19 protein-coding genes are annotated in these 19,870 nt (G+C 68.1%); 6 read left to right on the forward strand and 13 right to left on the reverse strand.

Annotated features, from left to right (window positions below):
• Position 1: 1 nt before the first annotated feature.
• Complete coding sequence (gatA, locus tag VLK31_RS21865; protein ID WP_409170736.1) at positions 2–1,516, reverse strand: Asp-tRNA(Asn)/Glu-tRNA(Gln) amidotransferase subunit GatA; 1,515 nt, start codon at positions 1,514–1,516, stop codon at positions 2–4.
• Complete coding sequence (gene gatC, locus VLK31_RS21870) at positions 1,516–1,815, reverse strand: Asp-tRNA(Asn)/Glu-tRNA(Gln) amidotransferase subunit GatC (RefSeq protein ID WP_337296593.1); 300 nt, start codon at positions 1,813–1,815, stop codon at positions 1,516–1,518. The genes gatA and gatC overlap by 1 nt, the downstream gene beginning before the upstream one ends.
• Positions 1,816–2,028: 213 nt before the next feature.
• On the opposite strand from gatC, the gene VLK31_RS21875 reads away from it, so the two are divergent.
• The 4 genes from VLK31_RS21875 to mrdA all read left to right on the forward strand — a co-directional run bounded on the left by VLK31_RS21875 (position 2,029) and on the right by mrdA (position 6,663).
• Positions 2,029–3,072 carry a rod shape-determining protein gene (locus tag VLK31_RS21875; RefSeq protein WP_409170548.1) on the forward strand — a complete coding sequence of 348 codons (1,044 nt, stop codon included), beginning with the start codon at positions 2,029–2,031 and terminating at the stop codon, positions 3,070–3,072.
• 87 nt (positions 3,073–3,159) lie between these two features.
• Positions 3,160–4,119, forward strand: a complete 960-nt coding sequence (mreC, locus tag VLK31_RS21880) for a rod shape-determining protein MreC (RefSeq protein WP_409170549.1) — start codon at positions 3,160–3,162, stop codon at positions 4,117–4,119.
• A complete protein-coding gene (gene mreD / locus VLK31_RS21885) occupies positions 4,116–4,637 on the forward strand; it encodes a rod shape-determining protein MreD (protein WP_409170550.1) in 522 nt (173 codons plus the stop codon). Before mreC ends, mreD begins: the two co-directional genes overlap by 4 nt.
• Before the next feature lie 55 nt (positions 4,638–4,692).
• Positions 4,693–6,663, forward strand: a complete 1,971-nt coding sequence (gene mrdA / locus VLK31_RS21890) for a penicillin-binding protein 2 (RefSeq protein ID WP_409170551.1) — start codon at positions 4,693–4,695, stop codon at positions 6,661–6,663.
• 306 nt (positions 6,664–6,969) lie between these two features.
• Here the strand turns inward: mrdA and fahA are convergent, their stop codons facing one another.
• The 6 genes from fahA to VLK31_RS21920 all read right to left on the reverse strand — a co-directional run bounded on the left by fahA (position 6,970) and on the right by VLK31_RS21920 (position 13,585).
• Positions 6,970–8,235: a fumarylacetoacetase gene (fahA, locus tag VLK31_RS21895; protein ID WP_409170552.1), complete on the reverse strand. Its 1,266-nt coding sequence runs from the start codon at positions 8,233–8,235 to the stop codon at positions 6,970–6,972.
• 22 nt (positions 8,236–8,257) lie between these two features.
• Positions 8,258–9,235, reverse strand: a complete 978-nt coding sequence (locus VLK31_RS21900; protein WP_409170553.1) for a Bug family tripartite tricarboxylate transporter substrate binding protein — start codon at positions 9,233–9,235, stop codon at positions 8,258–8,260.
• The gene (gene hmgA / locus VLK31_RS21905) at positions 9,232–10,557 is read right to left on the reverse strand and encodes a homogentisate 1,2-dioxygenase (protein ID WP_409170554.1); all 1,326 of its coding nucleotides are present in this window, start codon (positions 10,555–10,557) and stop codon (positions 9,232–9,234) included. The genes VLK31_RS21900 and hmgA overlap by 4 nt, the downstream gene beginning before the upstream one ends.
• A gap of 49 nt (positions 10,558–10,606) precedes the next feature.
• Positions 10,607–10,801, reverse strand: a complete 195-nt coding sequence (locus tag VLK31_RS21910) for a DUF2783 domain-containing protein (RefSeq protein WP_409170555.1) — start codon at positions 10,799–10,801, stop codon at positions 10,607–10,609.
• A gap of 5 nt (positions 10,802–10,806) precedes the next feature.
• Positions 10,807–12,456 (reverse strand): FAD-dependent oxidoreductase, encoded by a 1,650-nt coding sequence (locus tag VLK31_RS21915; protein ID WP_409170556.1) that lies wholly within the window; start codon positions 12,454–12,456, stop codon positions 10,807–10,809.
• Between the two features lie 160 nt (positions 12,457–12,616).
• On the reverse strand, positions 12,617–13,585 hold the full coding sequence (locus tag VLK31_RS21920; protein WP_409170557.1) for an MBL fold metallo-hydrolase: 969 nt from the start codon (positions 13,583–13,585) through the stop codon (positions 12,617–12,619).
• A gap of 154 nt (positions 13,586–13,739) precedes the next feature.
• Here VLK31_RS21920 and VLK31_RS21925 point away from each other — a divergent pair, with 154 nt between their 5' ends.
• Positions 13,740–14,636, forward strand: a complete 897-nt coding sequence (locus VLK31_RS21925) for an IclR family transcriptional regulator (protein WP_409170558.1) — start codon at positions 13,740–13,742, stop codon at positions 14,634–14,636.
• Positions 14,633–15,379, forward strand: coding sequence for an SIR2 family NAD-dependent protein deacylase (locus VLK31_RS21930; RefSeq protein WP_409170559.1), 747 nt, complete (start codon positions 14,633–14,635; stop codon positions 15,377–15,379). Before VLK31_RS21925 ends, VLK31_RS21930 begins: the two co-directional genes overlap by 4 nt.
• A 26-nt stretch (positions 15,380–15,405) precedes the next feature.
• On the opposite strand, the gene VLK31_RS21935 is transcribed toward VLK31_RS21930, so the two are convergent.
• Genes VLK31_RS21935 through VLK31_RS21955 form a run of 5 tightly spaced genes read right to left on the reverse strand, consistent with a single transcriptional unit; the run spans position 15,406 to position 19,381 of the window.
• Complete coding sequence (locus VLK31_RS21935) at positions 15,406–15,627, reverse strand: hypothetical protein (protein ID WP_409170560.1); 222 nt, start codon at positions 15,625–15,627, stop codon at positions 15,406–15,408.
• Positions 15,628–15,664: 37 nt separating this feature from the next.
• Complete coding sequence (locus VLK31_RS21940) at positions 15,665–16,360, reverse strand: ABC-type transport auxiliary lipoprotein family protein (RefSeq protein ID WP_409170561.1); 696 nt, start codon at positions 16,358–16,360, stop codon at positions 15,665–15,667.
• Between the two features lie 32 nt (positions 16,361–16,392).
• Entirely contained in the window at positions 16,393–17,352 is a 960-nt protein-coding gene (locus VLK31_RS21945) for an MlaD family protein (protein WP_409170562.1), read from the reverse strand.
• A gap of 15 nt (positions 17,353–17,367) precedes the next feature.
• A complete protein-coding gene (locus tag VLK31_RS21950) occupies positions 17,368–18,210 on the reverse strand; it encodes an ABC transporter ATP-binding protein (protein ID WP_409170563.1) in 843 nt (280 codons plus the stop codon).
• Between the two features lie 4 nt (positions 18,211–18,214).
• Positions 18,215–19,381, reverse strand: coding sequence for an MlaE family ABC transporter permease (locus VLK31_RS21955; protein ID WP_409170564.1), 1,167 nt, complete (start codon positions 19,379–19,381; stop codon positions 18,215–18,217).
• Positions 19,382–19,870 lie beyond the last annotated feature (489 nt).

Raw genomic sequence — 19,870 nt, forward strand, 5'->3', positions numbered from 1 at the left:
CTCAAAAGCCCTCCGGCGTGCGTGCATGCCAGTCGGTGGCCTGCTGGAAGCGGTGGCCTGCGTTGAGCAGCTTCGCTTCGCCGAAGTAGTTGCCGATCAGCTGCAGCCCCACGGGCATGCCGCCGTCGAAGCCCGCCGGCACGCTCATGCCGGGCAGGCCGGCCAGCGAGGCGGGCAGCGTGAAGATGTCGGCCAGGTAGTCGGCCACCGGGTCGTCGCCGTGCTCGCCGAGCTTCCAGGCGGTGGTGGGCGCGGCGGGGCCGGCGATCACGTCGCACTGGGTGAAGGCCTGCTGGAAGTCGTCCGCGATCATGCGGCGCACCTTCTGTGCCTGCAGGTAGTAGGCGTCGTAGTAGCCGTGCGACAGCACGTAGGTGCCGATCATGATGCGGCGCTTCACCTCGTCGCCGAAGCCTTCGGCGCGCGTGCGCTCGTACATCTGCGTGAGCGCGCTCCGCTTCTTGTCGTTCGGGTCGAAGAAGTCCTTGGCGCGGTGGCCGAACTTCACGCCGTCGAAGCGGCTCAGGTTGCTCGACGCCTCGGCCGCGGCCAGGATGTAGTACACGGGAATCGACAGCTCGGTGCGCGGCAGCGACACCTCGACGCGCCTGGCGCCGAGCTTTTCGTACTGCGCAAGCGCCGCGTCGATGGCCGCGCGAACGCCCGGTGCCACGCCGTCGCCGAAGAACTCCTTCGGCACGCCGATGCGCAGGCCTTCGAGCGAGTCGTTCAGCGAGCGGCTGAAGTCTTCGGCGGGCCGGTCGATGGAAGTGGAGTCGCGGTCGAGGTCGGGGCCGCAGAAGGCCGACAGCAGCAGCGCACAGTCTTCGGCCGAACGGGCCATGGGGCCGGCCTGGTCGAGGCTCGACGCGAAGGCCACCATGCCGTAGCGCGAGGCGCGCCCATACGTCGGCTTGATGCCGGTCACGCCGCAGAACGACGCGGGCTGGCGAATCGAGCCGCCCGTGTCGGTGCCGGTGGCCGCGGGCGCCAGGCGCGCCGCCACGGCCGCCGCGCTGGCGCCGGACGAGCCGCCCGGAATGCGTTCGCGGTTCCAGGGGTTCTGCACCGGCACGGCCTGGTCGTGGCCCACGGCGGGCACAGCGACGTTCTCGTTGGCCGAGCCCATTGCAAATTCGTCGCAGCTCAGCTTGCCCAGCGTGACCGCGCCGGCCTCGGCCAGGCGGCGCACCACGGTGGCGTCGAACGGCGAGCGGTAGCCCGCGAGCATCTTGGAGCCGGCGGTGGTGGCGAAATCGGCGGTAACAAAGATGTCCTTGTGCGCAATGGGCACGCCGGCCAGCGCCGGGGCATTGCCCGCGGCAATCAGCGCGTCGGCCGCGCGGGCCTGGGCCAGCGTGACCTCTTCATTCACGTCCAGAAAGGTGCCCAGCGACTCGTGCGCCTTCATGCGGCGCAAGAAAACCTGCGAGGCCTCGACGGCCGAGACCTTGCGTTCGGCCAGGGCCTTGGCCAGTTCGACCACGCTCCATTGGTGCAATTCACCGCTCTTCATCATTCGATTACCTTGGGCACGAGGAACAGGCCGGCTTCGACGGCCGGGGCGCTCTTCTGGTTGGCTTCGCGGTTGTTCGGCTCGCTCACCACGTCGTCGCGCAGGCGCAGCGTGATGTCTTCGATGGCGGCCACGGGGTGGGCCAGCGGCTCGACGCCGGTGGTGTCCACGGAGCGCATGCGTTCGACCAGGTCGAAAAAGCCATTGATCTGGCTGAGCATGCGCTCGCTTTCGTCGGAGGCAAGCTGCAGCCTCGCCAGCGAGGCGATGCGCGCAATATCGGAAGCGGAAAGTGACATAAGGTCGAAACGCCAAAAAGCGAAGGGAATCGCACCGGGGAGCCAGTGCTAATACAGGAATCAGAGGGGATTCGGGTATTATCCCGCCTTTGCCGCAACCCCCGCGAACGCGCCGGCTTTTGCGCCAAAAACGATCCATTCACCCCGTCAAACGACCCAAAAAATAGAGCGACGACCTGCCGATGCGCAGGCCGTGCTCAGAGGATTCCGCACATGTTTGGAGCTTTCCGTCGGTACTTTTCCACCGACCTTGCGATCGACCTCGGCACCGCCAACACCCTGATATTTGCCCGCAACAAGGGCATCGTGCTGGACGAACCGTCCGTCGTGGCCATTCGCCACGAAGGCGGCCCGCACGGCAAGAAGGTGATCCAGGCCGTCGGTCGCGAGGCCAAGGCCATGCTGGGCAAGGTGCCCGGCAACATCGAGGCGATCCGCCCGATGAAGGACGGCGTCATTGCCGACTTCGTGATCACCGAGCAGATGATCAAGCAGTTCATCAAGATGGTGCACCCGCGCACGCTGCTCACACCCAGCCCGCGCATCATCATCTGCGTGCCCTGCGGCTCGACCCAGGTCGAGCGCCGCGCCATCAAGGACGCGGCCGAAGCCGCTGGCGCCACGGCGGTCTACCTCATCGAAGAACCCATGGCCGCGGCCATTGGTGCCGGCCTCCCCGTCAGCGAAGCCTCGGGCTCGATGGTGGTGGACATCGGCGGCGGCACCACCGAAGTGGGCGTCATCAGCCTGGGCGGCATGGTCTACAAGGGCTCCGTGCGCGTGGGCGGCGACCGCTTCGACGAAGCCATCATCAATTACATCCGCCGCAACTACGGCATGCTGATTGGCGAGCCGACTGCCGAAGTCATCAAGAAGACCATCGGCTCGGCCTTTCCGGGCTCCGAGGTCAAGGAGATGGAAGTCAAGGGCCGCAACCTGTCCGAAGGCGTGCCGCGCAGCTTCACCATCAGCAGCAACGAAGTGCTGGAAGCTCTGACCGATCCGCTGAACAACATCGTGTCGGCCGTGAAGAACGCGCTGGAGCAGACGCCGCCCGAACTGGGCGCCGACATTGCCGACCGCGGCATGATGCTCACCGGCGGCGGCGCGCTGCTGCGCGACCTCGACCGCCTGCTGGCCGAGGAAACCGGCCTGCCGGTGCTGGTGGCCGAAGACCCGCTGACCTGCGTGGTGCGCGGTTGCGGCATTGCGCTGGAGCGCATGGACCGCCTGGGCAGCATCTTCACCAGCGAGTGAAGACACGACTGCCATCATTGGCCGGCCTCTGCTTGCTCAGGCCGGCTTTTTGTTATTTGATTCCGCACCACCGCCGGGTCTGATTTCATGCCTCTGGGCACGCTCGATCGCACAGCGCCACCTCTGTTCAACCAGGGGCAGTCGGCACTCAGCAAGCTGATCTTCTTCGGCGCGCTTGCCTTGTTTCTCATGGTGGCCGATGCACGCTTTCACATCGTGCAGCCCATTCGCGCCACCATTGGCGCGGTGCTCTATCCGGTGCAATGGGTGGCGCTGAAGCCGGTGCAGGCCGTGCTGGGTGGCGGCCGCTACTTCGAAGACCTGCAGACCGCGCAACGCAACGAAGACGACGCCCGCAAGGCACTCATGCTGCAAGCCGAACGCGCTGCGCAGGCCGACACCCTGGCTCAGGACAACGCCCGCCTGCGCGAGCTGCTCGCGCTGCGCCAGACCACCACCACCCCGGGCCGCGCGGCCGAGGTGCTCTACGACGCGGCCGACCCGTACACCCGCAAGATCGTCATCGACCAGGGCATGACCCAGGGCGTGGCGGCGGGCTCGCCGGTGATCGATGCGCGCGGCGTGCTCGGCCAGGTCACGCAGGTGCTGCCCTTCACGAGCGAGGTCACGCTGGTGATCGACCGCGACCTTTCCATTCCCGTGCAGAACACCCGCACCGGCGTGCGCAGCGTGGCCTTCGGCGATGCATCGGCCCACGGTGGTGGACTGGAACTGCGTTTCATGGCCGCCAACGCCGACCTGCAGGAAGGCGACCTGCTGTCCACCAGCGGTGTCGACGGCATCTACCCCGCCGGCCTGCCGGTGGCCAAGATCGAGCGAATCGAGCGGCGCGCCGATTCGGCCTTTGCCCGCATCTACTGCGTGCCGCTGGCCCACGTGACGGCCGCGCGCTATGTGCTGGTGCTCGAACCCACCGGCACGCCGGCCGCGCCGCCACCCGCAGCGCCCGCGGCCATGCAGCGCAAGCGCCCCGACGGCAAGCCCGGCGCGGGCAAGAACGAAAAGAAACCGGGAGAACGCCGATGATGAAGCGCCCCGGCCAACAGCAGCTGCTGCTGCCCGTGAGCCCGGTCTTCATGTGGACCAGCCTCGTCGCGGCACTGCTGGTCAACATGCTGCCCATCGGCCGCGCGGTCTGGATGCCCGACCTGCTGGCGCTGGTGATCGTGTTCTGGGGCGTGCACCAGCCGTCGCGCCTGGGCATTGGCGCGGCCTTCGTCTTCGGCCTGTGCATGGACGTGCACCAGGCGTCGATGCTGGGCCAGCATGCGCTGTCGTACACCACGCTGGGCTTCTTCGCGATCACCATCCACCGGCGCCTGCTGTGGTACCCGGTGCTGTCGCAGGCGCTGCAGGTGCTGCCGCTGTTCGCGCTGTCGCAGCTGATCGAGGTGGTCACGCGCATGATCGGCGGCGGCGTGTTTCCGGGCTGGGCGGTGCTGGTGTCGCCGGGGGTCGAGGCTGCGCTGTGGCCGCTGGTGTCGGCGCTGTTACTCGCGCCGCAACGCCGCACACCGGAACCGGACGAAAACCGCCCCCTCTAAGTCTTGCCGTGCACATTTGCCAAAAGCACTTGCACGCGCCTAAGCTCCCACCGCCATGACCGAAATCCGCAACGTCGCCGCCGACCTCGCGCGCTTCAAGCGCCGCGTGATCGTCATCGGCATGGCCGTGCTGGTTGCCTTCAGCCTGCTGTGCGCGCGGCTGATCTACCTGCAGGTCACGCGCCATGAAGACCTGGCCGAGCAGGCCGAAAGCAACCGCACGGCGGTGGTGCCGGTGGTGCCCAACCGGGGCCTCATTCTGGACCGCAACGGCATCGTGCTGGCCTCCAACTACTCGGCCTACACGCTGGAGATCACGCCATCGAAGGTGGAGGACGTCGAGGAAACCATCGACAGCCTGACCCAGGTGCTGGAGGTGTCGGCGCGCGACCGCCGCCGCTTCAAGCGGCTGCGCGAAGACTCGCGCAGCTTCGACTCCATTCCCATTCGCACCCGCCTGAGCGACCAGGAGGTGGCGCGCTTCGCGGCGCAGCGCTACCGCTTTCCGGGCGTGGAAATCAAGGCGCGGCTGTTTCGCAACTACCCGCAGGGCGAGCTGGCCGCGCACGTGCTCGGCTACATCGGACGCATCAACCAGCGCGAGAAGGTCGCCATGGAAGACTGGGCCGAGGAAGACCAGGCCAACTACAAGGGCACCGACTACATCGGCAAGCTCGGCATCGAGCAGAGCTACGAGAAAACGCTGCACGGCCAGACCGGCGTGGAGCAGATGGAAACCTCGGCCGGCGGGCGCGCCGTGCGCCGCCTGGCCAGCCACCCGGCCACCCCGGGCAACACCGTCATGCTGTCGATGGACATCAAGCTGCAAAAGCTCATCGAAGACATGTTCGGCGAGCGGCGCGGCGCCGTGGTGGCCATCGACCCGAAGACCGGCGAGGTGCTGGCCTTCGTGAGCAAGCCCACCTTCGACCCCAACCTGTTCGTCGAGGGCATCGACACCGAAAGCTGGGCGGCGCTGACCGAGTCGCTCGACAAGCCGCTTCTGAACCGCGCGCTGCGTGGCACCTACCCGCCCGGCTCCACCTACAAGCCCTTCATGGCGCTGGCCGCGCTGCAGACCGGCAAGCGCGGCCCCAGCGTGGTGGTGAACGACCCCGGTTATTTCAACTTCGGCGGCCACCGCTTCGGCAGCCCCGAAGGCAACCTGGGCGGCGTGGACATGCGCCGCGCAATTCAGCTGTCGAGCAACATCTACTTCTATTCGCTGGCCAACGAGATGGGCGTGGACCTGATCCACGACGCCATGAAGCCGCTGGGCTTCGGCCAGATCACCGGCATCGACCTGGGCGGCGAGGTGCGCGGCGTGCTGCCCAGCACCGAGTGGAAGCGCAACACCTACAAGCGGCCCGAGCAGAAGAAGTGGTACGCGGGCGAAACCATTTCACTGGGCATCGGGCAGGGCTACAACGCCTTCACGATGCTGCAGCTGGCGCAGGCCACGTCCATCGTGGCCGACGGCGGCATCAAGCACCGGCCGCACCTGGTGCTGGCCACGCGCAACACGGTGAGCGGGCAGGTGGTGCCGATGCCGCCGGTGCCGGCTGAAAACCTCGGCTACACGCAGGCGGCTGTGTCGGTGATTCGCGAAGGCCTGACCAGCGTGGTCACCAGCGGCACGGCGCGCGGCGTGTTCGCGGGGGCGCTCTACCAGGCGGCCGGCAAGACCGGCACGGCGCAGGCCGTGACGCAGGCGCAGAACACCAAGTACAACGCCCGCGCGCTCGAAGAGCACCAGCGGGACCACGCGCTGTTCATGGGCTTCGCGCCGGTGAACGACCCGAAGATCGCCATCGCGGTGATCGTGGAAAACGCCGGCTGGGGTGCCGGTGCCGCGGCGCCCATTGCGCGCCGCGTGTTCGACTACTGGCTCGCGAACCAGTACCCGAGCGAGGCCGACCTGGCGGCGATGAAGATCGGCAAGGCCACCGCGCCGATCGGCAAGCCGCGCGTGGCGAGCGAAGTGGCGTGGCCGGCGCCGGTGGCGACGCCGGCAACCGCGCCCTGAGTCCGCATGGCTCCCTCCCCTTCCGGGGGTGGGTTGGGGTGGGGGCAAGCGGCGATAGAGGCTGCGCGATGTTGTGAGGCCTATGCCCTCACCCTAGCCCTCTCCCAGAGGGAGAGGGGACAACGCGGGGGGCAACACATGGCGCCAACGGCGAGGCTTTTGTCTTTCTCCCTCTCCCGCTTGCGGGAGAGGGTTGGGGTGAGGGTGTGCAGCCATCGAGGCTGCGTGATGTTGCTATGCCGATGCCCTCACCCTAACCCTCTCCCAGAGGGAGAGGGGACAACGCGGGGAGCGCGGGCAGGCCCCTCAGACCACCGTCCCGCTGACCTCCCCCAGTCCGATGCGCACCACGCCCGCGCGCTCGCAGTAGCCGCGCATCACCAGCGTGTCCCCGTCTTCCAGGAACGTGCGCTTCTCGCCGTTCGGCAGCGTGATCGGTTGCTTGCCGCCCAGCGTCAGTTCCATCAGCGAGCCCGCTTCATCGGGCTTGGGCCCCGACAGCGTGCCCGAGCCCAGCAGGTCGCCCGGCTGCAGGTTGCAGCCGTTCACCGTGTGGTGCGTGATGAGCTGCGCAGCGGTCCAGTAGGCGGCTTCGGTGGTGTTGCCGCGCGTCAGGCGCACGGGCGCTTCACCGGCCGCGCGCATCTTCGCGGTCTGCAGCAGCACTTCGAGCGTGATGTCGAGCGCGCCGGCCTCGCGGTTGGCGGCCGAGTCGAGGTAGGGCAGCGGTTGCGGGTCTTCCGCGGGCCGTTCGAACTTCGCGCGGAACGGCGCCAGCGCCTCCGTCGTCACGATCCACGGCGACAGCGTGCTCGCGAAATTCTTCGCCAGGAACGGGCCCAGCGGCTGGTATTCCCAGGCCTGCAGGTCGCGCGCCGACCAGTCGTTGAGCAGCGTCACGCCGAACAGGTGGTCTTCGGCCTGCCCGATGGCAATCGGCTCGCCCAGCGCATTGCCGCGGCCCACCAGAAAGCCCAGCTCCAGCTCGTAGTCGAGCCGCTTCGACGGGCCGAAGCTCGGCACGGTGGCGTCTGGCGCCTTGGTCTGGCCCTGCGGGCGCTTGAAGCTTTGCCCACTCACGCCGATGGACGACGCACGCCCGTGGTAACCGATGGGCACCCACTTGTAGTTGGGCATCAGTGGCTGGTCGGGGCGGAACAGCTTGCCGATGGTGGTGGCGTGGTGGATGCCGGTGTAGAAGTCGGTGTAGTCGCCGATGCGGCAGGGCACGGTCATCTCGGCCTGGGCTTGCGCCAGCAGCGCCTTCGACCACGCGGCCTGCTTGCCGCTGCCTTCGGCCAGGCCGGCGGAAATGGCGGCGCGCAGGGCCTGGCGCTCCTGCACGCTGGCGGCCATCAGCACGTTCATGTCGTCGGTGTCGACGAGGCCGGTGGCGCGCAGGTCGAGCACCTGGTCGCCGATGGCCACGCCGATGCGAAAGGCCTCCGCGCTGCCCGCGGTGCGAAAGCGCCCGAAGGGCAGGTTCTGCACCGGAAAGTCGGTGCCTGCTGTGTTGGCCGAGGCAACCCAGCTGCGCAGCTGGGGGTCATGGGTGGCGTTGAGTGCGGTCATCAATTTCTTTCTGTGTGTCGGGTCAGTCTGCGGTCATGCCGGCCTTCTTGGCCACATCGCCCAGGCGCTTGTATTCGGTGTCTGTGAGCGTGGCGAGCTCCTGTGCGGTGGAGCCGCGCGGGGAGAAGCCGGCCTGCTGCAGCTTGGCTTTCACGTCGGGCATGGCCAGCGCTTCGACGAAGGCTTCGTTCAGCGCCTTCACGATCGGTGCCGGCAGCTTGGCCGGGCCGTACACGCCGAACCACGGGTCCAGCGCATAGCCCTTGAGGCCAGCCTCGGCCATGGTCGGCACGTCGGGCAGCGAGGGCGAGCGCGCTGGGCCCGCCACGGCCAGGGCGCGCAGCTTGCCGGACTGGATGTGTGGCAGCGACGCCGGCAGGTTGTCGAACATCAGGCCGATGTTGTTGCCCAGCATGTCGGTGATGGCCGGGCCGCTGCCCTTGTAGGCAACGTGCACAAGGTCGGTGCCGGTCATCTGCGCGAACATCACGCCGGCCAGGTTCATCGAGGTGCCGGCGCCCGCGGTGGCGTAGGGCATGCCGGGGTTCTTCCTGGCGGCGGCAATCAGCTCGGGCACCGTCTTGATGGGCGACGCCGCAGGCACTTCGAGCACGATGGTCGAGGTGCCCAGCAGGCTGATGGCGGTGAAGTCCTTGCGCGGGTCGAAGGCCATCGACTTGTAGATGTGCGGGTTCAGCGCATTGGTCGAGATGGCGCCAAAGCCGATGGTGTAGCCGTCCGGCGCGGCCTTGGCCACGGCGTCCATGCCGATGTTGCCGCCCGCGCCGCCGCGGTTGTCGATCAGCACCGGCTGGCCGAGCTTTTCCGACACCTTCTGGCCCACGGTGCGCGCCACCAGGTCGGTGGTGCCGCCGGGCGAGTAGGGCACGACGAAGCGAATGGGCTTGGTCGGAAAGTCCGCCGCATGCGCAAGGAAAGGCGCGGCCAGCAATGCGACGGCCGCTGCACGGCGGGTGAGGGTGAATGCGTTCTTGTTCATGCTTTGAATTGGTCTTTCAGGCCGGCCCAGCAGTCGGCGTAGTCGGTGTCGAGCGCGGGGCTCTGCAGTGCAAATTTGGTGGGAATGAAGCGGTAGCGGCTCTCGAACATGAAGGCCAGTGTGTTGTCCAGCTTGTGCGGCTTCAGGTCGGCGTGCGTGGCCTTGTCGAAGGCTTCCTCGTCGGGGCCGTGCGGCACCATGCAGTTGTGCAGGCTGGCGCCACCGGGCTTGAAGCCGCCGGGCTTGGCGTCGTACTCGCCCAGCACCAGGCCCATGAACTCGCTCATCAGGTTGCGGTGGAACCAGGGCGGACGGAAGGTGTTCTCCATGACCATCCAGCGCGGCGGAAAAATCACGAAGTCGCAGTTGGCCGTGCCGGGCGTGTCGCTGGGCGAGGTGAGCACGGTGAAGATCGACGGATCCGGGTGGTCGAAGCTGATGGAGCCGATCACCATGAAATGCGCCGTGTCGTATTTCACCGGCGACAGGTTGCCGTGCCATGCCACCACGTTGAAGGGTGTGTGCTTCATGGGCGCGCGCCAGAAGCGGCCGCCGAATTTCTTCACGATGTCGTAGTCGCCTTCTTCCGACTCGAAGGCCGCCACCGGCGCCTGAAAGTCGCGCGCATTGGCCAGGCCGTTCGAGCCGATGGGGCCCAGCTCGGGCAGGCGGAAATGCGCGCCGTAGTTCTCGCACACGTAGCCGCGCGAAGGGCCCGCACCGGCCTCCGAATCAGGCAACGCCACCTTGAAGGCCATGCCGCGCGGCAGCACCGCGATCTCGCCGGGCTTCACGTCGAGCACGCCGAGTTCGGTGGTGATCAACAGGCGGCCCTGCTGCGGCACCAGCAGCATTTCGCCGTCGGCGTTGACGAAGGCGCGGCGCGTCATCGAGCGGCCCGCGGTGTACATCAGCGAACCGATGCCGACCTGCGACTCGGCGTCGCCGTTGGCCGCAATGGTGTGCATGCCGTCGACAAAGTCGAGCTCCACCGCGCCGTCCAGCGGCTGCGGATGCCAGCGCAGCGGCTCGGGCGGCAGCGCGATCTCGCGGTCGGCGCCGGTGGTCCAGTGCGCCTGCGCGTACGGCTGGTAGCGGCCCGACACCACCGAGGGCTGGCGGCGGTACAGCCAGGTGCGGCGGTTCTCGTGGCGCGGCGCGGTGAAGGCGGTGCCCGAGATCAGCTCGGTGTACAGGTCGAACGGGCCGCGCTGCGGGTTGTTGCGGCCCTGGGGCAGGGCGCCGGGCACGGCCTCGGAGGCGTACTCGTTGCCGAAGCCGCTCTGGTAGCGCCGGTCGGAGGCGGGGCTTGCTTGGGTCATGTGCTTTCTCTTTCGAAAGATCGCGATGAGGTTGGAATGGAGGTGAGGCTCAGCCGGCGCGCGCGGCCTCGAAGGCTTCGCGCAGCACGGCCAATGTGCCGACATGGTTGGCCAGCACCAGCACAAGGCGCGCGTTGAAGGCGTGGCTCTCTTCGTTCGACAGCCCCTGGTGCGCCTCGATGAGCGCTTCGTAGAAATCGTCGGGGGCTTCGAGGTTCGGCGTGGTGTTCAGGTGATGTTGCATGGCGTTCAGACCTTGGCCAGTGCGCGGTCGACGCCCGCGTGGATGCTTGCCGCCGTGGGCTGCCGCCAGCGCGCGCACACGTGCTGGTCGGGCCGCAGCAGGTACACGGTACCGGGTTGTGCGTCGTAGCGCCGGGCGGCGAGTGCGCCGTCGGCGCCGCCGCCTTCGACACGCACGACGTGCAGCGGCAGGTCACTGGTCGTCAGCGCCTGCAGGCTGCGCTCGGCGGCCTCGCCCTGGCCGAACACCAGGGCCGTGAACAGTGCAGTGGAGGGCGCCGCATGGCATTCACGCAGCAGCCAGCCGGTGCTGCCGTCCGCGCGCTGCACCGGCGCATCGGCCGCCGCCGCGCCCGGCACCATCGCGCCTGAGAAGGTATCGGCATCGGCCGTGTTCAGCGGCGAGCCGTGCAGCACCGTGGCCACCGACAGCCGCCCGCTGTTGACCAGCGTGCGCGCGAAGGCATGGCGCCTGGTGAGCGCCAGCACCGCGTCGCGGAACAGCCGGCTCACGTCGCTCTTGGGCGTGATGAAGTCGGTGGCACGCGTGGAGTTGCGGATGTTCTCGTCGGCCGCGAATTCGCGCTCGGTGGCGTAGCTGTCGAGCAGCGCGTCGGGCGCGTGGCCCTGCACCACGGCCGCGAGCTTCCAGGCGAGGTTGTCCGCGTCCTGCACGCCGGAGTTGGCGCCGCGCGCGCCAAAGGGCGACACGCCGTGCGCCGAGTCGCCCGCGAACAGCACGCGCCCATGGCGGAACTGCGCCATGCGCTGGCAGGCAAAGGTGTAGACGCTGGCCCAGCCAATCTGAAACTGCACGCCCGCAAAACCGATGCTGTCGAGCAGCGCGCGCACGCGCGGCGTGATGTTCTCGGGCTTGCGCTCTTCCACCGGGTCGGCGTCCCAGCCAAGCTGAAAGTCGATGCGCCACATGCCGTCGGCCTGCTTGTGCAGCAGCACGCTCTGGCCGGGGTGGAACGAGGGGTCGAACCAGAAGCGGCGCTCGGTCGGCAGGTGCGCGTCCATCGTGATGTCGGCAATCAGGAAGCGATCGCGAAACACCCGGCCCTTTGCTTCCTGTCCCAGCAGTTGGCGCAGGTTGGAGCGCGAGCCGTCGCAGGCGGCCACGTGGTCGGCGTGCAGTGCGTAGTGGCCGTCGGGCGTTTCCACGGTGAGCACCGCACCGACGTCGCGCTGTTCGATGCCCGTGACCTTGTTGTTCCATCGAATGTCGATGAGCGGCAGCGCGGCGGCGCGCTCGACGAGGTAGCCCTCGACGTAGTACTGCTGCAGGTTGATGAAGGCCGGGCGCTCATGGCCGGGCTCTGGCAGCAGGTCGAAGCGATACACCTGCTCGTCGTGGAAGAACACCTTGCCCACGTTCCACGACACGCCCTTCTCGACCATGCGGTCGCCGCAGCCCAGGCGGTCGAACACCTCCAGCGTGCGCTTGGCGAAGCAGATGGCGCGCGAGCCGCTGGAGAGCGTGTTGTCGTTGTCCAGCAGCACCACGGGCACCTGGCGCAGCGCGAGGTCGATGGCCAGCGTGAGGCCCACGGGGCCGGCGCCGACGATCACGACCGGATGGCGCGCGGGCGTGGCCGCGTCCTGGTCGGGGTGGCGGCGGTAGTCGAAGCGCAGACTTTGATAGTCGATCACGTGTTGTCTCCGTGTCTTTTGTCTTTGGTCTTCTGTCTTGCTCCTTCCCCTTCCGGGGGAAGGCGGGGATGGGGGCACGCGGCCTTCAATACCGCGCGGCGTTCGAGGCCGTCAGCCCCCACCCCAGCCCTCCCCCAGCGGGGGAGGGAGCAATGCGGGGTCAGCCTTCCAGGGCCTTCCACATGTCGATGTCGCGCTGCGCGGTCCACACGCGCGGGTCCGCATGGCCCGAGGCTTCGTCGTACGCGCGGCTCACGTCGAACGGCATGCAGTGGTCGAAGATCACCCACTGGCTGTACTTGGGCTTGAGCTTTTCGTACGTGTCCTTGTAGACCGTGTTCAGGTCGCGCCCGGCCTTCACGCCCTCCTGCACGCTGGCGTACACGTCGGAGATGAAGTTGCGCGTGCCCGTCAGGCCCTCGGCCACGGCCTCGGGCGTGGTCAGCGCGGCACCGCGGCCCGGCACCAGCGCGGCGGGCTTGAGCGCGGCGATGTTGTCCAGCGTCTGCGGCCAGTCCTTGAAGTAGGCGTCGCCCGCATACGGCGTGGCGCCAAACTCGACCAGGTCGCCCGACAGCAGTGTGCGTTCCTGCGGCAGCCACACCACCGTGTCGCCCTTGGTGTGGCCACGGCCCAGCTGAATGAGCTGAACTTCGAGCTTGCCGAGCCACAGCGTCATCTTGCCGGTGAAGGTCATGGTGGGCCAGGTCAGGCCCGGGGGCACGCTCTCCACGTTCTGGAACAGGCGCGGGAAGCGGCCGATTTCGCTGGCCTTGTCTTCCTCGCCGCGCTCCACGATCAGGTCGCGCGTGTCCTGGCTGGCCAGGATGTGGCCGGCGCCCGGCGCAAAGTAACCCGCCGCGCCCAGCACGCGCACCGCGTGGTAGTGGGTGAGCACCACGTACTGGATGGGCTTGTCCGTTACTTCGCGGATGCGGCGCACCACGTCGGCGGCCATGGCGGGCGTGGCCTGGGTGTCGGCCACCAGCACGCAGTCGTCGCCAATGATGATGCCGGTGTTGGGGTCGCCTTCGGCGGTGTAGGCCCAGGCGTGTTCCGAGATCTGGCTGAAGGTGATCTTCTTCTCTTCCATGTCGGCCTGGCTGGCGAATTTCTTGGCTTGGCTCATGTTGTCTCCGTTGGATGTCGTGGGGTGGGGCTGAAATCGGTTCGAAATTAATTCGTCTAACGCGAACGAATTTGCTCTGAACGAATTTTGGCAGTGTAAGCCGCTGATCAGTTAATGTCTAATCCCTTCTTCATGAACGAACGACGGGCGGGCCATGGCAGCCAATGACACCGACCGCGCCCAGCGCGGCATCCAGAGCATCGAAGTCGGTGGCCAGCTGCTGCGCGCGTTGGTGCACCACGGCCGGCCAATGGCGCTGAAAGACCTGGCGCGCGATGCCGACATGACGCCCGCCAAGGCGCATCCGTACATGGTCAGCTTCGGGCGCCTGGGGCTCATCGAGCAGGACCGCGCCAGCGGCCACTATCTGCTGGGGCCGCTCGCCTTGCAACTGGGGCTCATCAGCCTGCAGCAGGCCGACCCGGTGCACATTGCCACCCCGCTGATTGCGCAATTGGCGCAGCAGATCGGCCACACCGTGGCGCTGGCCGTGTGGGGCGCGCGCGGCGCGACCATCGTTCGCACGGCCGAGTCGCCTTCTCCGGTGCATGTGAACATGCGCCACGGCACCGTGTTCTCGCTGACCGCCACGGCCTCGGGCCGGGTGTTTGCGACCTACCTCGACCCCGCCGCGGTGCGCGCGCTGCTCGAAGAGGAGCGCCAGCGCCAGAAACCTCGCAAGGCAGACAAGACGGTCGAGCCGCCCCCCGCCGGCATGCCGCCGGTGCAGCCACTGCCCTCGTGGAGCGACTTCGAGGCGCAGCTGCGCGAGGTGCGCGCGCACGGCATCAGCCGCTCCGACGGCGAGGTCATCGAGGGGGTCAGCGCCATGGCCGCGCCGGTGTTCGACCACACCGGGGCCATCGTGCTGGCCGTGACCGCCATCGGCCCGGCCGCCATCTTCCCGACCGCATGGGACGGCGAGATTGCCCGCGCGCTGAAGGCCTGCGCGGACACCGTGTCGCAGCGCCTGGGCGCCCCCAAAACGTCCACAACAACCATTGCGGGCGCTACGCCGCCCGCCCTCATTTCCTCGAAGCCAGAGCGATGACGCCAGCCTCCACCGATCTCGATCTTTCTTCTTCCGTCCAGGCCGCCGCCGAGTTGCTGGGCAACGCCCGGCGCATCGTCGTTTTCTCGGGCGCGGGCCTGTCGCGTGCCTCGGGCATTCCGACCTACCGCGACGCCGACGGCCTCTGGCAGAGCCAGAACGCGCTGCAGTTCTCCCATGCGCAAGACCTGGCGCGCGACCCCTCGGGCTTCACGAAATTCTGGGCGCAGCGCCTGTCGCTGATCGAGTCGGCGCAGCCCAACGCGGGCCATGCCGCGCTGGCGCAACTGCAGCGGCTGCGCCCGGCCACGCGGCTGGTCACGCAGAACGTCGACGGCCTGCTCACGCTGGCCGGCGGGCAGGACGTGCTGGAGCTGCACGGCTCGCTGCGCCGCTGGCGCTGCGACCACTGCGGCAACCGCAGCGGCCCGTGGCCCTTTCACCGCTGCCTGCGCTGCGGCGCGCATGCGCGGCCCGACGTGGTGATGTTCGGCGAGATGCTCAACGCCGGCGTGCTGCTCGACGCGCAGGTGGCGGCGCAGGAGTGCGATGTTTTCATGGTGGTCGGCAGCACCACCATCGTCTACCCGGCGGCCGAGCTGCCGCAGACCGCGCTGTCGCATGGTGCGCGGCTGGTCACGCTGAACATGGAGCCGCTGCCGCATCTGGACGAGGCGGCTTCGGTGGTGCTGCGCGGGGCTTCGGAAGAGCTGCTGCCGAAGCTGCTGGCCGGGCTGGGCTGACGCGCGTCAGCCGTCTTCTGTGGTCGTCAGCCCTTGCGGCCGCCGAACAACACCAGCGCCCCGCCCACCGCAATCACGGCCACGCCGGCCCACACCGGCAGGTTGACCGTTTCCTTCTCCTTCACCGAAAACTCCAGCGGCCCGAGCTTGGCCTGGTGGGTTTCCTTGGTGAAGCTGAAGCTGCCCAGGGCCAGGGCGGCGATGCCCGCCACGATCAGCAGGATGCCGACGATGCGTGTTGCGTTCATGGTGCGGCTGCTTCGGGAAGGTGTGTGGTGGAAAGAGTCAAGGCTTGGGTTGCTGCTGCTGCAACTGGTCCACCCACTGCACCACCTCGCCCACCGCGGCGTCGCTGGCGCCGATCAGCGCCTTGACGCCACCGGGCGCGTCGGCGCTGGGCGCGGGGCTGCGCACGGTGAACAGGCGCTGGCCCAGCACGCGGTCGCCGCCCGCGGTGCCGCGAATCAGCGTGGCGCGCAGGCGCACCAGGCCCGTGCTGGCGCCGGGCGAATCGAAGTAGTGGCTGAACTCGTCGAGCGAAATGCGCAGCGTGTCGGGCACCTCGCCCTTGCCGCGCGCGATGGTGGCGCTTTCTTCCGGGCCCAGCACCATGCGGCGCTCGGAGAGCGTGTCGCGCAGCCGCTGTCGCAGCAATTGCGCGGGCGGCATGCTCCAGCGCGACTGGCCGTAGGGGCGCAGCTCGTTCACGTCGGCATAGCCCAGGCGGTACAGGATCTGCGTGCCGTCGAGGCGGGCGTTGGTCTCGAACTCGGCCAGTGCGAGCGTGGGCCGCTTCGCCGCGGGCATGGCCGTGGCGGGTGCCGCCGCAGGCACGGTGAGCCCGGGGCCGAAGTCGTACAGCGTGGCGCGCTGGGGCTTGTCGGGCAGCGCGCCACAGCCGGCGGCCAGCAGCGTCAGGCCGAGTGTCAACGGTGCCAGGCAACGTGGCAGCGGCGCCGTCGAGGATCTAAAGATGTTCATGGTCGGTGGCTCCTGGGGTCCCGGGGCGCGGCTCAGGGGCGCGCCGCGGCTGGCGCGCTGAAACCCGGCTCGCCCGGGCCCGCCGCCGCGCCGCCGTTGCCGAACAGCAGCGATTGCGGGTTGTCGTTGATGCTGTCCGCCGCCCGGCCCAGCCGGCGCACGGCGTGCGAGGTGTCGTCGGCCACGCGGTTCACGCGCGGCAGCGTGGCCGCGTTGAACGAGTCGACCGCCTGCGCCAGCGCCTTTGTGCCGTCGCTCAGGCGCTCCACCGGGCCGTCGGGCGCGTTCAGCCGGCCCACGGTGGTGTTGAAGTTGTTGGCCACGCGCGAGACGTCGCCGGCCGCCTTCTTCACCGAGGCCATGGTGTCCGGCAGCTTGGTCAGCACCGGGTTCAGGCCGGTCTTCACGGTGTTGTCCAGCGTCTTGAGCAGCGTGTTGGCGCTGGCCGAGGCGGCCGCGATGTTCTCCAGCGCGTCGGCCGCGCGCTTCTGGTTGGGGTCGCTCAGCAGCTGGTTGGCGCGCTTGGTCACCTCTTCCACCTGGTTGATGATGACCTCGCCGCGGTCCTGCAGCTGCGCCAGCATCGAGGGCTTGAGCGGAATGCGCGGCGGGTCGTCGTTGTCGGGCTTGAGCGCCACCTTCGATTCGCCCTTGTCGTCCAGCGCAATGAAGGCCAGGCCGGTCACGCCCTGGTAGCTCAGCGTGGCAAAGCTGGAGGTGGTGAGCGGCACGCGCTCGTCCACCGTGATGCGCACGCGCACATTGCCCGCGACCTTGGGGTCGAAGTCGACCGAGGTCACCTTGCCCACCGCAATGCCGCGGTAGCGCACCATGGCTTGCGGCTGCAGGCCGCTGACGGCCTCGCGCGTGGACAGCTCGTAGACGTTGCGCACGGTGTTGTCGCGCGTGAACCAGATCACCAGTGCGACGAGCGCGGCAACCAGGCCGAGCACGAATGCGCCGGCGGCGAGGGCGTGAGCCTTGTTTTCCATGGAGTTACCTGCCTTTCAGCGGCCCGCCTGAGCGGCGGCCTTCGACTGCGGTGTGTCGGCGGGCTTGTCATGCAGCGCTGCCAGGGCGCGCTGGCCGCGCCCGCCGAGAAAGTATTCGTGAATGAAGGGATGCGGGTACGCGATGACGTCGCGCGCCACGCCGGTGACGATCACCTTCTGGTCGGCCAGCACCGCGATGCGGGTGCTCAGGTCGAACAGCGTGTCCAGGTCGTGCGTGACCATCACCACCGTGAGGCCCAGCTCGCGGTGCAGGCCGCGCAGCAGGTCGCAGAAGCTGTCGGACGCCTCGGGGTCCAGCCCGGCCGTGGGCTCGTCCAGCAGCAGCAGCGGCGGGTCCATGATGAGCGCGCGCGCCAGCGCCACGCGCTTGATCATGCCGCCCGACAGGTCCGACGGGCTCTTGTTCGCATGCTGCGGCCCCAGGCCCACCATCTGCAGCTTCACCAGCGCCGCATGGCGAATGAGCTCGTCGGGCAGCAGCTTGAGTTCGCGCAGCGGAAAAGCGATGTTCTCCAGCACGCTGAAGGCCGAGAACAGCGCGCCGTGCTGAAACAGCATGCCCACGTTGGCCGCGCCCGAGGCACTGAGCTCGCCGGGCTCTTTGCCCAGCACCTCGACCGTGCCGCGCGTGGGCTTTTCCAGCCCGAGAATTTGCCGCAGCAGCACCGTCTTGCCCGTGCCCGAGCCGCCGACCAGCGACAGCACCTCGCCGCGGTCGATGTGCAACTGCAGGTCGCGGTGCACCACCTGCTCGCCGTCGGCGCTCTCGAACACCGTCCAGAGGTTGCGGATGTCCACCACGGTGGTGTCGGTGTCGGGGCGCACGGGCATGCTCATGATTTCAGGCCCTGAAGCCGATGCCCTTGAAGAGCACCGCAAACAACGCGTCCACCAGGATCACCGCGGTGATCGACGTCACCACCGACTGCGTGGTGCCGCGCCCCAGGCTTTCGGTGTTGGGTTTTACTTTCATGCCGAAGTAGCAGCCGATCAGCGCAATGAGCACGCCGAACACCGCCGACTTGGCCATGGCCAGCCACAGGTTGGAGATGGGCACCGCGCGCGGCAGCGCCGACAGAAAGTACGCCGGCGAAATGTCCAGCGCCGCGTCGGCCGCCAGCATGCCGCCGGCCAGCGCCGCCATCGAGGTCCACAGGCTGATGAGCGGCATGGCGATGGCCAGTGCCAGCACGCGCGGCATCACCAGCCTGAATCCGTGCGGAATGCCCATCACGCGCATGGCGTCGAGTTCTTCCGTGACCCGCATCACGCCGATCTGCGCCGTGATGGCCGAGCCCGATCGTCCGGCAATCAGCACCGCCGCCAGCACCGGCCCCAGCTCGCGCACCAGCGACAGCCCCAGGATGTTCACCACGAAGGTCTCCGCCCCGTACTGGCGCAGTTGCTGCGAGATCAGGTAGGCCAGCACCACGCCGATCAGCAGGCCGACCAGTGCCGTGATGTGCAGCGCGGTGGCGCCGAACTGGTACAGGTGGCCCGAGAAGTCGCGCCATGGTCCGCGGTGCGGTGCCCGAATGAGCCGGCCCACGTCCAGCGCAAGCTGCCCGATGAGCCCCGTGAAGTCGCGCATGACGTACATGGCGCGCGGTCCGTTGTGCGCGAAGGTGCGGATGCGGTCGCGCAGCGTGGGCGGTGGTTCTTCCGGCGTGGCGACTGTGTATTGCGCAACCTGGTCGAGCACGGCCTTGTGCTGGGGCGCCATCTCCAGGGTGGCGGGCCATTGGTGGCGCCAGTGTTCCCAGAGCAGTTGCGCGCCGATGTGGTCGAGCTGCGCAATGGGGCGCAGGTCCCAGGCACGGTCGTCGGCGGCGGGTGCGGCTTCGAGGCTTTTCGACAGCTTCTGCCAGGCCGGTTTGGACGACATGCCCAGGGCGGTCCAACACCCGCTGGCGACGGTCCATTGCCGTCCTTCTTGTTCACGCTGCCCAACGCGGGGCCACGCGCTGTCGGCGGCTGAAGCGTCGGCAGGCGATGTGGCAGGGGACATAGTGCAAAAGAACGGGAAAGTTTACAAAAAAGCGGGTGAAGGGCGCATCGTAACCGGGTGCATCCGGCTGGAAGGTGTTTCAGACCCTTCGTGTGCGTAGGGCACAACGCCGATCCTTCAGCTTGTCTTCAGGTGGTGCTTGTTCGGGTGCTGGTTGGCGTGCGTTGTTCGGGGCTTTGTTCAGTGCGCGTGGTTCAGGGCGACGCTCACGCCGACGGGGTACCTTGCTCCGCGAATGTACCCCGGCCTGCGGCCTCCTCCTTTATTTCGCTGCGCAAGGCACCCCATCGGCGTGAGCGACTTCAGAGCCGTGGTTGATCAGCGGATTGCAAAGAGCGTGCCCAGGTGCACAGGGCGTCGGGTGCTCCCCGCAGCGAAATAAAGGAGGAGGGGCGCAGCCCCGGGGGACATTCGCGGAGGGGAGTACCCGGCGGCCTTTGCACACGCCCTGAACAACGGCGCTTGAACAACAAACAGTGCCCTGAAAAA

The sequence above is a fragment of the Variovorax sp. H27-G14 genome (assembly GCF_046156345.1).
In the GTDB taxonomy this organism is placed as follows: Bacteria; Pseudomonadota; Gammaproteobacteria; order Burkholderiales; family Burkholderiaceae_C; genus Variovorax.

What these genes read in the sequence shown, in the direction of transcription:
- mreC (WP_409170549.1), top strand. Translation starts at nt 3,160, where the DNA reads ATGCCTCTGGGCACGCTCGATCGCACAGCGCCACCTCTGTTCAACCAG.
- VLK31_RS21945 (WP_409170562.1), bottom strand. Translation starts at nt 17,352, where the DNA reads ATGGAAAACAAGGCTCACGCCCTCGCCGCCGGCGCATTCGTGCTCGGC.
- gatA (WP_409170736.1), bottom strand. Translation starts at nt 1,516, where the DNA reads ATGAAGAGCGGTGAATTGCACCAATGGAGCGTGGTCGAACTGGCCAAG.
- VLK31_RS21950 (WP_409170563.1), bottom strand. Translation starts at nt 18,210, where the DNA reads ATGAGCATGCCCGTGCGCCCCGACACCGACACCACCGTGGTGGACATC.
- VLK31_RS21925 (WP_409170558.1), top strand. Translation starts at nt 13,740, where the DNA reads ATGGCAGCCAATGACACCGACCGCGCCCAGCGCGGCATCCAGAGCATC.
- VLK31_RS21900 (WP_409170553.1), bottom strand. Translation starts at nt 9,235, where the DNA reads ATGAACAAGAACGCATTCACCCTCACCCGCCGTGCAGCGGCCGTCGCA.
- VLK31_RS21875 (WP_409170548.1), top strand. Translation starts at nt 2,029, where the DNA reads ATGTTTGGAGCTTTCCGTCGGTACTTTTCCACCGACCTTGCGATCGAC.
- gatC (WP_337296593.1), bottom strand. Translation starts at nt 1,815, where the DNA reads ATGTCACTTTCCGCTTCCGATATTGCGCGCATCGCCTCGCTGGCGAGG.
- VLK31_RS21920 (WP_409170557.1), bottom strand. Translation starts at nt 13,585, where the DNA reads ATGAGCCAAGCCAAGAAATTCGCCAGCCAGGCCGACATGGAAGAGAAG.
- VLK31_RS21955 (WP_409170564.1), bottom strand. Translation starts at nt 19,381, where the DNA reads ATGTCCCCTGCCACATCGCCTGCCGACGCTTCAGCCGCCGACAGCGCG.
- VLK31_RS21940 (WP_409170561.1), bottom strand. Translation starts at nt 16,360, where the DNA reads ATGAACATCTTTAGATCCTCGACGGCGCCGCTGCCACGTTGCCTGGCA.
- mrdA (WP_409170551.1), top strand. Translation starts at nt 4,693, where the DNA reads ATGACCGAAATCCGCAACGTCGCCGCCGACCTCGCGCGCTTCAAGCGC.
- VLK31_RS21910 (WP_409170555.1), bottom strand. Translation starts at nt 10,801, where the DNA reads ATGCAACATCACCTGAACACCACGCCGAACCTCGAAGCCCCCGACGAT.
- hmgA (WP_409170554.1), bottom strand. Translation starts at nt 10,557, where the DNA reads ATGACCCAAGCAAGCCCCGCCTCCGACCGGCGCTACCAGAGCGGCTTC.
- fahA (WP_409170552.1), bottom strand. Translation starts at nt 8,235, where the DNA reads ATGACCGCACTCAACGCCACCCATGACCCCCAGCTGCGCAGCTGGGTT.
- VLK31_RS21930 (WP_409170559.1), top strand. Translation starts at nt 14,633, where the DNA reads ATGACGCCAGCCTCCACCGATCTCGATCTTTCTTCTTCCGTCCAGGCC.
- mreD (WP_409170550.1), top strand. Translation starts at nt 4,116, where the DNA reads ATGATGAAGCGCCCCGGCCAACAGCAGCTGCTGCTGCCCGTGAGCCCG.
- VLK31_RS21935 (WP_409170560.1), bottom strand. Translation starts at nt 15,627, where the DNA reads ATGAACGCAACACGCATCGTCGGCATCCTGCTGATCGTGGCGGGCATC.